This window comes from Pseudomonas sp. 05L36 (assembly GCF_056398125.1).
Window position 1 is genome coordinate 81,542 of the sequence record NZ_JBFTOU010000014.1, and the last position, 15,140, is coordinate 96,681.

The window sequence follows — 15,140 nt, forward strand, 5'->3', positions numbered from 1 at the left end:
GTCTGAAGATTCGCAGAGCCGGCATTGTAACAGCAGGTTCCGGGCGACGCTTAGGCTGAATTATCGGCGATAACTATCAAAAAGTTTGATATGCGCCCTGAAGATACGACCTCTGTGGGAGCGAGCTTGCTCGCGATAGCGGTGTGTCAGAAGCGTATTCGTCAACTGAAAGTCCGCCATCGCGAGCAAGCTCGCTCCCACAGGGTTCAGTGTCAGTCCTTGAAACGGGTCAATTATCTTCAAACGGATACGGCTGTTTCCAGCGCTCGAAGACAGGTTTCAGCTCGCCGTTTTTCACCAGTTGCTCCATGCGCTGGTCGAACAGGGCCAACAGGCTGCGCGCCTTCGGGGTCTTGGCGAAGCACAGGTACAGCGGCAACTCGGCGATATGGGTGCGCCGTAGCTGGGACGGATCCTTGGCGCGGTTGATAACGTCATCGACTTCGGTCAGAGCGTCGATATAGAAGTCAGCACGATTGTGGGTCAGCATCGACACGATGCCGGTACGCCGCATCACTTCATCGAAGTGGCGCACATTGGGCAGGTAATGCTGGTAATCGTAGCCGCGGACCCAGGCCAGTCGATAATTGCCCAGGGTTTGCGGGGTGGGTACCGGACTGCTGGCCAGGCCCAAGGCATAGATGTGATCGGTGTCGAAGTTCCAATGGGGATAGAGCACGCCCTCGGATTCGTCACGATAGGAGCCGACGCAGGCATCGACCTCGCCACGCTCGGCCAGACCCAGGGAGCGCACGTACGGCTCGGTGCGGACGTCGACCTTGACGCCCGCCGGCTCGAACACTTGCCGTAGCACGTCCCAACCCAGTCCATGACCGTCAGCAGCGGTGTAGTCTTCCCAGTCTTCGCTGGCCAGATGAATCACCGACGGCGGCGTAGCACCCCCTGCTTGCGCCTGGAAAAAAGCGCACAACATCGTGAACGCCAGCACCATCAATCCGCGTACAGCCATCCCCCGCGTCCCCCGATAAACAGCACTCATGATCAACGCCTGGAAATCCCCGGTCAGGCGAAAAACCACACCAGTCCTTGCATCGCCAGCCAGGCGAACACCCCGGCCAGGACATCATCGAGCATGATGCCGACGCCGCCATGTACGTGCCGGTCAATCCAGCGAATCGGCCACGGTTTGAGGATGTCGAAGAAGCGGAACATCAAGAAACCCACGAGCAACCATTGCCAACCTTCCGGCACCAGCCACAGGGTGATCCACATTCCGACCATTTCGTCCCAGACGATGCCTTCATGGTCGTGTACCCGTAAATCGTCGGCCACTTTGCCGCACAGCCAGAAGCCGAACGACATGGTGATGCCCAGCATCAGCCAGTAACCCCAGTCGGGAAGCATTTGCCACAACGGGATAAAAGGCAGCGCAACTAACGACCCCCAAGTGCCAGGCGCCTTTGGCAAGGTGCCCGAGCCGAAGCCGAACGCCAAAAAATGCCACGGATTACGCCAGACCGACGGCGGTACGTTTTCCGCCGGGACCTGATTGGGATGATCTGTCACGGTGACTCCCGAAAATGTTGATAACCCCGGGTTTGCGGGGTGATGTCGTGTCCGTTGGCATCCAGCAGTGTCACACCTTGCCCATTAACGACGCGCCCAATCAAATGGATCGGCCAGCCGTCGGCCAGCAATAGCGGCAACTCGACGGACGGTAGGGTGAAGACCAATACGTAATCGTCGCCACCGCTCAGTGCCGCAGCCTGTGCGTCCGATTGACCGAGAAAGTCGACCAGGCTCTGCGACAGCGGCAAACGATCCCGCTCGACTTCGATACCGACCTTCGAGGCCAGCGCGATATGCCCGCAATCAGCCAGCAGGCCGTCGGAGATATCCATTGCCGAAGTGGCCTTGCCACGTAGCGCCTGACCCAAACCGAGTTGCGGTTGCGGCGACCAGTAATGCGCCAGCAACGGCGCGGCAATGCTCTCTTGGGCCGTGCGCTGGCCAAGCACCAATGGCAAGGCACCGGCGGCGTTGCCCAGGTCGCCGCCGACACACAGCAGATCGCCCGGTTGCGCACCGCTGCGGGTCAGCGCCAGACCACCCGGCACGCGCCCGAACACGGTCATGGTCAGGCTCAGCGGCCCACGGGTGGTGTCGCCACCCACCAGCGCCACACCGCAGCTTTGCGCCATCTGGTTCAAACCACGGGCATAGGCTTGCAGCCAATCGGCGGTCACCGTCGGCAAGGTCAGGGCAAGGGTAAAGGCAACGGGGGTGGCGCCCATGGCAGCCAGATCGCTGACGGCCACGGCCAGCGAGCGCTGACCGAGCAGAAACGGATCGCAGGGATCGGCAAAATGCACGCCGGCCACCAACGTATCGGTAGAAATCGCCAACTGTTCCCCGGGGGGAACAGCCAGCAAGGCGCAATCATCGCCAATCCCGAGGGCAACGCCTTCACCGCCCTGCGCACAAGGCGCGGCGGCGAAGAAATTGCGGATCAGCTCAAACTCGCCCATAGGGTGTCCTGTCTCACCAATACTGTTCATTTTTTAGCGGCGTCTGGTGTCGCCATACTGCGTTGCCGCTCCTCGCCATAGCACGCTATGACTCGTCGCGGCGCCTTGTCTGGCAACACCAGCCACTCGCTAAAAAACGAACGTATCGGCGAGACAGGACACTAGATCCAAGCGCTGTTAGCGCTTGAACGCCTTGACTTCAGCTTCACGCAGACGCGGGGCCAGCTTGTCGAGCACACCGTTGACGAACTTGTGGCCGTCGGTGGAACCGAAGACCTTGGCCAGTTCGATACCTTCGTTGATCACAACGCGGTACGGCACGTCGACGCGCTTGAGCAGTTCCCAGGTGGACAGGCGCAGAACCGCCAGTTCAACCGGGTCCAGCTCTTCGATGGTCAAGTCCAGGCAAGGCGTGAGCGCCGTGTCGATTTCGGTCTTGAACTGCGGCACCCCGTGCAGGATTTCGCGGAAGTAGGCGCCATCGACATCGGTGAAATCGTTATCGACCCGGAACTGCGCTTCGATTTCGTTCAGCGATTGCTTGGCCATGTGCCATTGGTACAACGCCTGGGTCGCGAGCTGACGGGCTTCGCGACGCTTGACGCTTTTCGATGGTTTGCCGGCATCCGCAGGCTTTGGATCGCGCGGGTTGAAACGATCGCTTTCGTCGCTAATCACTTGGCCTCCAACTGCGCCAGCAGGCTGACCATTTCCAGAGCGGACAGGGCAGCTTCAGCACCTTTGTTACCGGCCTTGGTGCCGGAACGTTCGATGGCTTGCTCGATGGAATCAACGGTCAGGACGCCGAAAGCGACCGGAACGCCGAACTCCATGGAAACCTGGGCCAAGCCCTTGGTGCACTCGCCAGCCACGTATTCGAAGTGCGGAGTGCCGCCACGAATGACCGCGCCCAGGGCGATGATTGCCGCGAATTCGCCTTTCTGGGCGACTTTCTGCGCAACCAGCGGAATTTCGAAGGCGCCAGGTGCGCGGATGATGGTGATGTCGCTTTCGCTCACGCCGTGGCGAACCAAGGCATCAACTGCACCGCTGACCAGGCTTTCAACGACGAAGCTGTTGAAACGGCCCACTACCAGAGCGTAGCGGCCTTTAGGGGCGATGAAGGTACCTTCGATGGTCTTCAGGGTCATTCGATAAATCTCTTAAAGAGCCGGGACGCGTCTCGTACGCGTCCCTCGGTGATATTTGAACCGCGAATTCAAGGCCGGAAACAACCGGTCATTATTCGGAGGGCACGTATTCTACAACTTCCAGATCGAAACCGGATATCGCATTAAATTTCATGGGTGCCGACATCAGGCGCATTTTGCGTACGCCAAGGTCGCGCAGGATCTGCGAACCGGCACCGACAGTGCTGTAGGTGGTCGGTTTTTTCACCGCGGAGTGATCGGCGGTTTCGCGGATGTGCGCCAGCAACACGTCGCCATCGAGCGGGTGACCGAGCAACAGCACCACGCCGCTGCCGGCCTCGGCAACCGTGGCCATGGCGGCGCGCAGGCTCCAGCGGCCCGGTTGCTTGACCATCAGCAGGTCGCGCAGCGGGTCCATGTTGTGCACGCGAACCAGGGTCGGTTCTTCGGCACACACGTTGCCCAGGGTCAGTGCCATGTGCACGTCGCCTTCCACCGAATCACGATAGGTCACCAGGTTGAATTGGCCCAGTTCGCTGTCCAGTGGCTGCTCGGCAATCCGCTGAACGGTACGTTCGTGGATCATCCGGTAGTGAATCAGGTCGGCGATGGTGCCGATCTTGATGTCGTGTTCGGCGGCAAAAGCTTCCAGTTCGGCGCGACGGGACATGGTGCCGTCGTCGTTCATCACTTCGCAGATCACGCCGCTCGGCTCGAAACCGGCCATGCGCGCCAGGTCGCACGCCGCTTCGGTGTGGCCGGCGCGGGCCAGGGTACCGCCGGCCTGCGCCATCAGCGGGAAGATGTGACCCGGGCTGACGATGTCTTCAGCCTTGGCATCACGGGCGGCAGCAGCCTGCACGGTGCGCGCACGGTCGGCGGCGGAGATGCCGGTGGTCACACCAGTGGCCGCTTCGATCGATACGGTGAACTTGGTGCCGAAACCGGAACCGTTGCGCGGCGCCATCAACGGCAGCTTGAGCAGTTCGCAGCGCTCGCGGCTCATCGGCATGCAGATCAGGCCACGGGCGTGCTTGGCCATGAAGTTGATGTGCTCGGGCTTGCAGCACTCGGCGGCCATGATCAGGTCGCCTTCGTTCTCGCGGTCTTCGTCATCCATGAGGATGACCATCTTGCCTTGGCGGATGTCTTCAACCAGTTCTTCGATGCTATTGAGCGCCACAAGGCACCCCCTTGAGTCAGGATTTGAGATAGCCATTGGCGGCCAGAAAGCTTTCGGTGATGTTACTGGAGGTTGGCTCTGCAGCCTTGTCGCCCAGCAGCAGACGCTCCAGGTAACGGGCCAGCAAGTCCACCTCCAGGTTCACCCGGCGGCCTGGCTGATACGACGCCATGATGGTTTCGCTCAGGGTGTGGGGAATGATGGTCAGCAGGAACTCGGCGCCATCAACTGCGTTCACGGTCAGGCTGGTGCCGTCGACGGTGATCGAGCCTTTATGGGCGATGTACTTGGCCAGGTCCTTCGGCGCGCGGATGCGGAACTCCACGGCACGCGCGTTCTCGGTACGGGCAACCACTTCGCCCACCCCATCGACATGACCGCTGACCAGATGCCCGCCGAGGCGAGTGGTCGGGGTCAGGGCTTTTTCCAGATTGACCGGGCTGCCGCTTTTCAGGTCGTTCATGGCGGTGCAGTCGAGGGTTTCGCGACTGACGTCCGCCGCAAAGCCATTGCCGGGCAATTCCACGGCAGTCAGGCACACGCCGTTGACCGCGATGCTGTCGCCCAGTTTGACGTCGCTCAGGTCGAGCTTGCCGGTTTCGACGTGAACCCGCACATCACCGCCCTTTGGGGTCAATGCACGAATACTGCCGATGGATTCGATGATGCCGGTAAACATGAGGTTCTCCTCGAGAACAAAGCCAAAGCTTGCGCGATGGCCGGAAATTATACGCTTGCTGATGGCAAAGGAATGGCGATGACTCGCCAGTCATCGCCAACCGCACGAATTTCGATGATCTTAAGCTCAGGCGCATCCTTCATTTGCGCGAGTGGCCAGTCCAGCAGCGGCCGCGCCGAGGAACCCAAAAACTTGCCGGCGATGAAAATCTGGAACTCGTCCACCAGTCCGAGCTGGGCAAACGCACCCGCCAGACGCGGACCGGCTTCGACCAGCACCTCGTTGACGCCACGGTTGGCGAGTTCGACCAGCAGCTGACGCAAATCGACCTGGCCGTCATAGCCCGGCACGATCAGGCATTCCGGACCGTTGGCATATTGCTCTTCCACCGCCACGCAGGTGGCGACCAGCGCCGGGCCGACCTTGAAGAACGGTGCATCCAGCGGTACCCGCAGGCGTCCGTCAATCAGGACTCGAAGCGGGGGACGACTCATGGCCAGTGCGGTTTGCTCGGCATCAAGCCCCAACTCATCGGCGCGCACGGTCAACCGCGCGTTGTCCGCCAGTACCGTATCGGCGCCGGTCAGCACCACACTGGCTTGCGCGCGCAGACGCTGAACGGCCGAGCGCGCCGCCGGGCCAGTGATCCACTGGCTTTCGCCACTTTCCATCGCCGTTCGCCCGTCCAGGCTCATCGCCAATTTGACCCGCAAGAACGGCAAGCCGTGTTCCATGCGTTTCAGGAAACCTTGATTGAGCTTTCGCGCTTCACCCTCCAGCACACCACTTTCGGTGGTGATACCAGCCTGAGCCAGGCGCTGCAGACCGCGACCGGCGACTTCCGGATTCGGGTCCTGCATCGCCGCGACCACCCGCGCCACACCGGCATTCACCAGCGCATCGGCACAGGGCGGCGTACGGCCGTGATGGCTGCACGGCTCAAGCGTGACATAGGCAGTAGCGCCACGGGCCAACTCACCGGCCGCGCGCAGGGCGTGAACTTCGGCATGGGGTTCACCGGCGCGCTCGTGCCAGCCTTCGCCGACAATCTTCCCACCCTGCACGATCACGCAACCGACCCGCGGATTGGGGTGCGTCGTGTAATGCCCCTTGCGCGCCAGTTCCAGGGCACGGGCCATGAAATGGGCATCGAGGATGGCTTGTTCTGCGGGCGTGTTCATTCTTTCACCGGTTCACGGGCCAGGCGATCGATCTCTTCGCGGAACTCGTTGAGGTCCTGGAAGCGCCGATATACCGAAGCGAAGCGGATGTAAGCGACTTCGTCGAGTTTCTGCAGCTCGGCCATCACCAGTTCACCGACCACGAGGGATTTGACCTCGCGTTCGCCGGTGGCGCGCAGTTTGTGTTTGATGTGCACCAGCGACGATTCAAGGCGCTCGACGCTCACCGGGCGCTTTTCCAGCGCCCGCTGCATGCCGGCGCGGAGTTTTTCTTCGTCGAACGGCTGGCGACTGCCGTCGGTTTTGATCAGGCGCGGCAACACCAGTTCAGCCGTCTCGAACGTCGTGAAACGCTCGCCGCAGGCCAGGCATTCACGCCGGCGGCGCACCTGTTCGCCCTCGGCGACCAGACGCGAGTCGATGACCTTGGTGTCGTTGGCACCGCAGAAGGGACAGTGCATGGTGGCAGGCAACAAAAAAAGGGAGGGCCATGGTAGCGCATCCCGGTGGCAAGACAAGCCATAGGGTTTGCGGTATACAGACGGGATGATCACTTGATCCATGGAATTCAGCTTTATGGAGCCACCAATGTCGTTACGTCCGCTCATTTTGCTCAGTATTTTCAGCCTGCTGGTGGCTTGCGGCAGCGACGCACCCAAGCCCCAGCCGCCAACGCCAGGCCCGGCGCCGCAGCAAGCGCAGAAGAAAGCCCGGGAGGCCGCCGAACTTGGCCCGCTGCCCGCGTATCAGCGCGAATTGAGCGGCACGTTGCAAGGTGTGCCGGCCGGCGCCGAGGTCGAGCTGGCGCTGTTGGTGATCGACGATAAAGACCGTCCGCAACAATTGCTCGCCAGTTCCAGCCTGATCGGCAACAACCAGGTGTTGCCGTTTCACCTGCGCTTCAACCCGGATGCCTTTCCGGTCGGCGCCCGCGTTGAACTGCGAGGCCGCGCCAGCCAGTCCGGGCAATTGATCCTGCACTTGCCATCGCAGCTGATCACCCAGCCGACCACCCAGGCCCTGGGCCAACTGCAATTCGTCAAAGCCCCATGAGTGCACCGCTCGACCTGCAAATGGCCTTGGAGGATCTGCTCGGTGACGCGCGATTGGTGGACTGTGATTTACCGGGAACCGATTTGAAACTGTGGCTGATCGACGGCGATAACATGGACCGCGCTTTCAGCCCGGAAGAAACCCGGCGCATCCTGCATGAGCCGCCATACTGGAGTTTCTGCTGGGCCAGCGGCTTGGCCGTGGCCCGTTATCTGGCCGCAAACCCGCATTGGGTCGAAGGCAAGCGGGTGCTGGATTTCGGTGCCGGTTCCGGGGTGGCGGGGATTGCCGCTGCCAAGGCCGGCGCGCTCGAGGTGCTGGCCTGCGACCTCGACCCGCTGGCGATTGCCGCGTGTCGGGCCAATGCCGAGCTCAATGACGTGCAGCTCAATTACTCCACGGATTTTTTCGCCGAGGCCGATCGCTTCGATCTGATCCTGGTGGCGGATGTGCTGTACGACCGGGCCAACCTGCCATTGCTCGACCAGTTCCTCAGCCGCGGCCGAGAGGCGCTGGTGGCGGATTCCCGAGTGCGGGACTTTCGCCATCCGTTGTACCAGCGCATAGAGATGCTGGAGGCGATGACCCTGCCGGACCTGGCCGAGCCCCACGAGTTTCGGCATGTGAGCCTCTACCACGCGCAGCGCGCTTGAAATCGCAAAAAGATCGCAGCCTTCGGCAGCTCCTACAGGATTGAATATTTACACGGCCAATGTAGGAGCTGCCGAAGGCTGCGATCTTTTACGCCAGCCCTTATAGTGAGCATATTCACGCTTCCAAGAGATTGCCCATGAGTCAGGAAACGCCGTACATCTTCGACGCCACGACTGCCGATTTCGACCAGTCGGTGATCGAGAACTCTTTCCACAAACCGGTGCTGGTGGATTTCTGGGCCGAATGGTGCGCACCCTGCAAAGTGCTGATGCCGATGCTGCAAAGCATTGCCGAGAGCTACCAGGGTGAGTTGCTGCTGGCCAAGGTCAACTGTGACCTCGAACAAGACATCGTCGCCCGCTTCGGCATCCGCAGCCTGCCGACCGTGGTCCTGTTCAAGGACGGCCAGCCTGTCGATGGTTTTGCCGGTGCCCAGCCGGAATCCGCCGTGCGTGCCCTGCTCGAACCCCATGTGCAGATGCCGCCGCCGGCCGCTGCCGATCCGTTCGAACAGGCCCAGGCACTGTTCGATGACAGCCGCTTTGCCGATGCTGAAGCCCTGCTCAAAGTACTGCTGGGTGAAGACAACACCAACGCCAAGGCGTTAATCCTGTACGCCCGCTGCCTGACCGAGCGCGGCGAGCTGGGCGAAGCGCAAGCAGTGCTGGATGCGGTCAAGAGCGACGAGCACAAGGCTGCGCTGGCCGGCGCCAAGGCACAGATCAAGTTTCTCGGTTTAGCCAAGGACTTGCCGGATGCCGCCGACCTGAAGGCCCGACTGGCGAAAGACCCGCTGGACGATGAGGCGGTCTATCAACTGGCGATCCAGCAACTGGCCCGTCAGCAGTACGACGCCGCGCTGGACGCATTGCTCAAGTTGTTCATCCGTAACCGCAGCTACAGCGAAGGCTTGCCGCACAAGACCTTGCTGCAGGTGTTCGAGTTGTTGGGCAACGATCATCCGTTGGTGAGCACCTACCGTCGCAAATTGTTTGCCGCCCTTTATTAAAAATCAAAAGATCGCAGCCTGCGGCAGCTCCTACAGAGGATTGGCACTCACCCTGTAGGAGCTGCCGCAGGCTGCGATCTTTTCACGGTTTATTCGATCCAGCTGTAGAGCGGCGTATCACCGCCGCTCAATACTCTTACGTCCGAACTATGGCGCAAACGCACCAGCAGGCGCTTGCCCGCCGCCGCACTGCCAGTCAGGCCTTCGAGTTGATCGAGCAGATCCGGCCCGCTGAGCTGCCCGGCCTTGCGCAGCAAATCCCTGGCGATCTGCCACAGCGCATCATCCTGATTCAGCGGTTTCGCCGCTGGCGCGCTGACCTCGGATTTTTCCACCTGCAACTGCGCTCCTAGTCGCGCCCAGTCCGCGTCGTCCATCTCCAGGGTCAAATCCACCGGCCAGTCGCCGATGCTTCCGCGAATTCGCAACATAGGTCTGCTCCCGCACATTTCTTCCCGGCATGCTCCCATGGGACTTGTGCAACGCCAAGCAGACAGTCAAACTCTGCGCACTTACGTTATAAGATTACATAACATTTTCTTCATTTTACTTTTCGGAGACTCGCCATGCGTCGTTTGCTTCTCGCCCTGTCGTTTGCCATGTTGCCGCTGACTGTCGCCCATGCCGCCGACGAACACGATCATGGGCATGGCAGCCTGGGTGCCCACGAACATGGCGTGGGACGCCTGAACGCGGCGCTGGACGGCAAGACCCTGGAGCTGGAGCTGGAAAGCCCGGCCATGAACCTGGTGGGTTTCGAGCATGTAGCCACCAGCGACGCAGACAAAGCCAAAGTCGCCGCCGCCCGCGCCCGGCTTGAGCAACCACTGGCCCTGTTCAACCTGCCCAAAGCCGCCGGATGTGTGGTGGAAAACCAGGAACTGGAAAGCCCGCTGTTCGGCGACCAGCCCGATGCCGACGATGATCACGATGAAGACGCCAAGGACGAAGACGGCCACGAACATCACCATGATCACAGCGAAATCCACGCTCGCTATCAGTTCACTTGCGCCACGCCGACGGCCCTGAAGTCGCTGGACCTGGCGAATATCTTCACCAGCTTCCCGGCCACCCGGACAATTCAGGTACAACTGATCGGCCCGAGCGGGCAGCAAGGGGTTGATGTGACGGCCAAGGCTGCTGCCCTTAAATTCTGAATCCACCCCAGATCCCTTGTAGGAGCTGTCGAGTGAAACGAGGCTGCGATCTTTTGAATTTTAAGATCAAAAGATCGCAGCCTGCGGCAGCTCCTACAGGTCATCAATATTCTTGAAATCGGTGCCATGACCCAAGCACTCATCGAACTGTCCGACCTGGGCTTCAGCTGGCCCGGTCACCCGCCACTGCTGGACATCCCGGCGTTTCGCCTGGAGCGCGGGGAAACCCTGTTCCTCAAAGGCCCCAGCGGCAGCGGCAAGACCACCCTGCTCGGCTTGCTCGGAGGCGTGCAGAAGCCTGATCGCGGCAGCATCCGCCTGCTCGGCCAGGAACTGACGCAACTCTCGGCCGGCGCCCGCGACCACTTCCGCGTCGATCACACCGGCTACATTTTCCAGCAGTTCAACCTGCTGCCGTTTCTGTCGGTGCGCGAAAACGTCGAACTGCCCTGCCACTTCTCGAAACTGCGCGCCGAACGGGCGAAACAACGTCACGGCAGCGTCGACAAAGCGGCCGCGACGCTGCTTGCCCACCTGGGTTTGAAGGATGAAAACATCCTCGGTCGCCGCGCCGACTCGCTTTCCATCGGCCAGCAGCAACGGGTCGCCGCCGCCCGCGCGCTGATCGGGCAACCGGAACTGGTGATCGCCGACGAGCCGACCTCGGCCCTCGATTACGACGCCCGCGAGAACTTCATTCGCCTGCTGTTCGCCGAGTGCCGCGAAGCCGGGTCGAGCCTGTTGTTCGTCAGCCACGACCAGAGCCTGGCGCCGCTGTTCGACCACAACCTGTCGCTGGCCGAACTCAATCGCGCCGCCACCCCGTCCGAGGTCTGAGATGTATCTGTTTCGTCTAGCCATGGCCAGCCTGGCTAACCGCCGCTTCACCGCGATCCTCACCGCGTTCGCCATCGCCTTGTCGGTGTGCCTGTTGCTGGCGGTGGAGCGTGTGCGCACCGAAGCCAAGGCCAGTTTCGCCAGCACCATCAGCGGCACCGACCTGATCGTCGGCGCCCGCTCCGGCTCGGTGAACCTGCTGTTGTACTCAGTGTTCCGCATTGGCAACGCCACCAACAACATTCGTTGGGACAGCTTCGAACACTTCGCCAGCAACCCGAAAGTGAAGTGGGCAATCCCGATGTCGCTCGGCGACTCCCATCGCGGCTACCGGGTGATGGGCACCACCGAAGCCTACTTCGAGCATTACCAGTACGGCCACCAGCAACACCTGGACCTGGCCGATGGCCGGGCGTTTGCAACCGACCCGTTCGAAGTGGTGCTCGGTGCCGAAGTGGCCGAGGCACTGCACTACAAACTCGGCGACAAACTGGTACTGGCCCACGGCGTGGCGGCGATCAGCCTGGTCAAGCACGACGACAAACCGTTCACCGTGGTCGGCATTCTCAAGCGCACCGGCACACCGGTGGACCGCACACTGCACATCAGCCTCGGCGGCATGGAAGCGATTCACATCGACTGGCATAACGGCGTGCCGGCCCGGGGCGAGGGTCGCATCACGGCCGATCAAGCGCGCAACATGGACCTCGCGCCGCAAGCGATCACCGCGTTCATGCTCGGTCTCAACAACAAGATTTCGACCTTTGCCTTGCAACGGGAAATCAACGAATTCCGCGGTGAGCCGATGCTGGCGATCCTGCCGGGCGTGGCGTTGCAAGAGCTGTGGAGCCTGATGGGCACCGCGGAAAAAGCCTTGTTCGTGGTCTCGCTGTTTGTGGTGCTGACCGGATTGATCGGCATGCTCACGGCCATTCTCACCAGCCTCAACGAACGCCGCCGGGAGATGGCGATCCTGCGCTCGGTGGGTGCTCGGCCATGGCATATCGCGACGTTGTTGGTGCTCGAAGCCTTTGCCCTGGCGCTGTCGGGCGTGATCGCCGGCGTAGCGTTGCTGTATGTGTGCATCGCGGCGGCCCAGGGTTATGTGCAGGCCAACTACGGCCTGTTCCTGCCGCTGTCCTGGCCAAGCGAGTATGAATGGACGCTGCTCGGAGGCATCCTGGTCGCCGCGCTGCTGATGGGCAGCGTGCCGGCCTGGCGTGCCTATCGCCAATCCCTGGCCGATGGCCTGTCGATCCGTTTATGAGGACGTTGAAAATGCCCCGCGCTGTACTTGCGCTGTTGATGCTGGTCGCCCTGCCCCTGTGGGCAGCCCAGCCAAAAGACCTGACCTGGTCGGAGATGATCCCGCCCGACGCGCCGAAAGAAGTGCCGAACATGACGCCGCTGCACGATCTGTCGCAGATGAGCAGCACGCTCTCGGCAGAGTCGGCGCCAGCAGCCAAACAGGACATGCCCAACGCACCGGTGGTCAAGACCCTCGATGGCCAGAACATTCGCCTGCCGGGCTACATCGTGCCGCTGGAAGTGAGCGAGGAAGGACGCACCACGGAGTTCCTGCTGGTGCCGTATTTCGGCGCCTGTATCCATGTGCCGCCACCGCCGTCGAACCAGATCGTGCACGTCAAAAGCGAAGTCGGCGTGAAGCTCGACGAGCTGTATCAGCCGTACTGGATTGAAGGCGCGTTGCAGGTCAAGGCGTCCACCAGCGAGCTGGCGGATGCGGGGTATCAGATGGAGGCGGACAAGATTTACCTGTATGAACTGCCGGAGTGAATACCCACCAGCCTGAAGTTGCAGGGTTGCCCTGCAACATGGAATCTCCCACCTGGCTAGTGATTATCTGGAAGGTATTGGGCACACTGACGGTCTGTTTATTTACAACCCAACCTGACTGAGAGGACTGATCATGGTTCTGCGCTCGGAAATCCTGGTGAACAAAAACGTGCTCCCGACTAAAGAACAAGCTCTGCCCGGCCGCGAAACCGCAATGACCCTGCCCGAAAAGCACTTTGTGTTTAAAGACACCCCCTTGCTCGGCCCGTTCTTCGAAGATGTCGACTTCGCGATCTTCGGCCTCGGCTGCTTCTGGGGCGCGGAACGCCGCTTCTGGCAACGTGAAGGCGTGGTCAGCACCGTGGTCGGCTACGCCGGCGGTTTCACGCCGAACCCGACCTACGAAGAAGTCTGCTCGGGCCTGACCGGCCACGCCGAAGTGGTGCTGGTGGTGTATGACAAGGCCAGGGTCAGCTACGAAGAACTGCTGGCGATGTTCTGGGAACTGCACAACCCGACGCAGGGCATGCGCCAGGGCAATGACATCGGCACCCAGTACCGTTCGGTGATCTACGCCACCAGCCAGGAACAACTGGACGCGGCGCTCAAGAGCAAGGAAACCTACCAGGCCGAGCTGTCCAAGGCCGGTCTCGGTGAAATCAGCACCGAAATCGACCAGGCCCCGACCGTCTACTTTGCCGAAACGTATCACCAGCAGTACCTGGCGAAAAATCCGGAAGGCTATTGCGGGATTGGCGGTACAGGCGTGACCTGCCCGATCTGATTACTGTAGGAGCGAGCTCGCTCGCGAAAAACCAAAGGGCGCCGCTGGGCACCTGGTTTTACGCGTTAACGTTCACGAACATCGTCGGAACGCCGCCCGGAGCGAGCTCGCTCCTACAGATCAACTCTCGGCAATCAACCAATCCATCCGCCACCCACCCTGGGTCTGCCCCAGCTTCTGGGACAACCACGGCAGCAACTCACGCAACTCTTCCTCAAGCCCCCAAGGCGGATTGGCAATCGCCAACCCGGAACCGTTCAGGCTGTTCGGCGTATCCAGCGGATGCACCAGCAACTCCACCCGCAACAACTTCGGCGCACCGGTACCGGCCAGGTCCTGGTAGAAACGACGCAGCGCACGCTGATCCTTCACCGGGTACCAGATTGCCGCCACGGTCTGGCGCATCCGGCCAATCGCTTCCTTCAACGACGCGGCACAGCGCTGCATTTCGTCGAGCTTCTCGAACGGCGGATCGATCAACATCACCGCACGCTTTTCCGGCACCGGCAGCAAGGCTCGCGGCACATGCCAGCCTTCACCCAGGTGCACCTTGACCCGGCGATCACCGGCCATGTTGTCCTTGAGCAGCACGCCGTCTTCCGGGTGCTTCTCGTTGAGCAACACACGGTCCTGCGGACGGGTCAGGCGCCGCGCCAATTCCGGCGACCCCGGGTAATAGCGCAACTGGCCATCCGGGTTCATCTCGTGCAGCACCTGCATGTAATCAGCGGTCAGGATCGGCAGATCCGGCTGATCCCACAAACGCGCAATGCCTTCCAGGTACTCGCCGGTACGGTTGGCCTGATCACCCTGAAGGTCATACAGACCGATGCCGGCGTGAGTGTCGAGATAGGCAAACGGCTGTTCCTTGCGCGACATCAGGGCGATGAGGCGGGTCAAGGTCAGGTGTTTGAACACATCGGCGTGATTGCCGGCATGGAAGGCGTGACGATAATTCATGGTTGCTCCTGCGAAGGCCGGGGAGTTTACCTTTTACCGGCCGGCAAGTCAGGGGTTGACGGCCGAGCGGACACTTCGAGCATTCATAGCGGCAACAAGCATGCACCATCACTCGACAAATTCAGAAACGCCTCACAACAGGAAGATTCCCGAACCTGCAAACCGGCGTGATAGCGTTCTTTGTCGAAAAAAGCAAAGGACGCACA

At 61.1% G+C, this 15,140-nt stretch carries 19 protein-coding genes; 8 read left to right on the plus strand and 11 right to left on the minus strand.

Annotated features, from left to right (window positions below):
• Window positions 1-229: 229 nt before the first annotated feature.
• From AC1DKH_RS16405 to nrdR, 9 genes are all read right to left on the minus strand, one after another.
• A complete protein-coding gene (locus AC1DKH_RS16405; protein WP_477798698.1) occupies window positions 230-970 on the minus strand; it encodes a substrate-binding periplasmic protein in 741 nt (246 codons plus the stop codon).
• A gap of 53 nt (window positions 971-1,023) precedes the next feature.
• Window positions 1,024-1,527: a phosphatidylglycerophosphatase A family protein gene (locus AC1DKH_RS16410; protein WP_477752871.1), complete on the minus strand. Its 504-nt coding sequence runs from the start codon at window positions 1,525-1,527 to the stop codon at window positions 1,024-1,026.
• Window positions 1,524-2,489 carry a thiamine-phosphate kinase gene (gene thiL / locus AC1DKH_RS16415; RefSeq protein ID WP_477798671.1) on the minus strand — a complete coding sequence of 322 codons (966 nt, stop codon included), beginning with the start codon at window positions 2,487-2,489 and terminating at the stop codon, window positions 1,524-1,526. The genes AC1DKH_RS16410 and thiL overlap by 4 nt, the downstream gene beginning before the upstream one ends.
• Before the next feature lie 177 nt (window positions 2,490-2,666).
• Window positions 2,667-3,167 (minus strand): transcription antitermination factor NusB, encoded by a 501-nt coding sequence (gene nusB, locus AC1DKH_RS16420; RefSeq protein WP_008053839.1) that lies wholly within the window; start codon window positions 3,165-3,167, stop codon window positions 2,667-2,669.
• Window positions 3,164-3,640, minus strand: coding sequence for a 6,7-dimethyl-8-ribityllumazine synthase (ribH, locus tag AC1DKH_RS16425; RefSeq protein ID WP_003228649.1), 477 nt, complete (start codon window positions 3,638-3,640; stop codon window positions 3,164-3,166). The genes nusB and ribH overlap by 4 nt, the downstream gene beginning before the upstream one ends.
• Window positions 3,641-3,731: 91 nt before the next feature.
• Entirely contained in the window at window positions 3,732-4,823 is a 1,092-nt protein-coding gene (ribBA, locus tag AC1DKH_RS16430; protein WP_477798672.1) for a bifunctional 3,4-dihydroxy-2-butanone-4-phosphate synthase/GTP cyclohydrolase II, read from the minus strand.
• Window positions 4,824-4,839: 16 nt separating this feature from the next.
• Window positions 4,840-5,502, minus strand: a complete 663-nt coding sequence (locus tag AC1DKH_RS16435) for a riboflavin synthase (RefSeq protein ID WP_007906836.1) — start codon at window positions 5,500-5,502, stop codon at window positions 4,840-4,842.
• A 47-nt stretch (window positions 5,503-5,549) separates the two neighbouring features.
• Window positions 5,550-6,683 (minus strand): bifunctional diaminohydroxyphosphoribosylaminopyrimidine deaminase/5-amino-6-(5-phosphoribosylamino)uracil reductase RibD, encoded by a 1,134-nt coding sequence (gene ribD / locus AC1DKH_RS16440; RefSeq protein WP_477798673.1) that lies wholly within the window; start codon window positions 6,681-6,683, stop codon window positions 5,550-5,552.
• Window positions 6,680-7,144: a transcriptional regulator NrdR gene (nrdR, locus tag AC1DKH_RS16445; RefSeq protein WP_003228656.1), complete on the minus strand. Its 465-nt coding sequence runs from the start codon at window positions 7,142-7,144 to the stop codon at window positions 6,680-6,682. Before nrdR ends, ribD begins: the two co-directional genes overlap by 4 nt.
• A gap of 127 nt (window positions 7,145-7,271) precedes the next feature.
• Between nrdR and AC1DKH_RS16450 the strand changes: the two genes are divergently transcribed.
• The 3 genes from AC1DKH_RS16450 to trxA all read left to right on the plus strand — a co-directional run bounded on the left by AC1DKH_RS16450 (window position 7,272) and on the right by trxA (window position 9,399).
• Entirely contained in the window at window positions 7,272-7,736 is a 465-nt protein-coding gene (locus AC1DKH_RS16450) for a hypothetical protein (RefSeq protein WP_477787818.1), read from the plus strand.
• A complete protein-coding gene (locus AC1DKH_RS16455; protein ID WP_477752867.1) occupies window positions 7,733-8,389 on the plus strand; it encodes a class I SAM-dependent methyltransferase in 657 nt (218 codons plus the stop codon). Before AC1DKH_RS16450 ends, AC1DKH_RS16455 begins: the two co-directional genes overlap by 4 nt.
• 137 nt (window positions 8,390-8,526) lie before the next feature.
• A complete protein-coding gene (gene trxA / locus AC1DKH_RS16460; RefSeq protein WP_477752866.1) occupies window positions 8,527-9,399 on the plus strand; it encodes a thioredoxin in 873 nt (290 codons plus the stop codon).
• Window positions 9,400-9,488: 89 nt separating this feature from the next.
• Here the strand turns inward: trxA and AC1DKH_RS16465 are convergent, their stop codons facing one another.
• Window positions 9,489-9,830 carry a hypothetical protein gene (locus AC1DKH_RS16465; RefSeq protein ID WP_218429742.1) on the minus strand — a complete coding sequence of 114 codons (342 nt, stop codon included), beginning with the start codon at window positions 9,828-9,830 and terminating at the stop codon, window positions 9,489-9,491.
• Window positions 9,831-9,965: 135 nt separating this feature from the next.
• Here AC1DKH_RS16465 and AC1DKH_RS16470 point away from each other — a divergent pair, with 135 nt between their 5' ends.
• The 5 genes from AC1DKH_RS16470 to msrA all read left to right on the plus strand — a co-directional run bounded on the left by AC1DKH_RS16470 (window position 9,966) and on the right by msrA (window position 13,974).
• Complete coding sequence (locus tag AC1DKH_RS16470; RefSeq protein WP_477798674.1) at window positions 9,966-10,556, plus strand: DUF2796 domain-containing protein; 591 nt, start codon at window positions 9,966-9,968, stop codon at window positions 10,554-10,556.
• Between the two features lie 126 nt (window positions 10,557-10,682).
• Complete coding sequence (locus AC1DKH_RS16475; protein WP_057713120.1) at window positions 10,683-11,393, plus strand: ABC transporter ATP-binding protein; 711 nt, start codon at window positions 10,683-10,685, stop codon at window positions 11,391-11,393.
• A gap of 1 nt (window position 11,394) precedes the next feature.
• Complete coding sequence (locus AC1DKH_RS16480) at window positions 11,395-12,660, plus strand: ABC transporter permease (RefSeq protein WP_477798675.1); 1,266 nt, start codon at window positions 11,395-11,397, stop codon at window positions 12,658-12,660.
• An 11-nt stretch (window positions 12,661-12,671) separates the two neighbouring features.
• Complete coding sequence (locus tag AC1DKH_RS16485) at window positions 12,672-13,190, plus strand: DUF3299 domain-containing protein (RefSeq protein WP_090451674.1); 519 nt, start codon at window positions 12,672-12,674, stop codon at window positions 13,188-13,190.
• A 133-nt stretch (window positions 13,191-13,323) separates the two neighbouring features.
• Window positions 13,324-13,974, plus strand: coding sequence for a peptide-methionine (S)-S-oxide reductase MsrA (gene msrA, locus AC1DKH_RS16490; protein ID WP_477798676.1), 651 nt, complete (start codon window positions 13,324-13,326; stop codon window positions 13,972-13,974).
• Window positions 13,975-14,094: 120 nt separating this feature from the next.
• On the opposite strand, the gene AC1DKH_RS16495 is transcribed toward msrA, so the two are convergent.
• Window positions 14,095-14,934, minus strand: a complete 840-nt coding sequence (locus tag AC1DKH_RS16495) for a 23S rRNA (adenine(2030)-N(6))-methyltransferase RlmJ (RefSeq protein WP_223457684.1) — start codon at window positions 14,932-14,934, stop codon at window positions 14,095-14,097.
• Window positions 14,935-15,140: the final 206 nt, after the last annotated feature.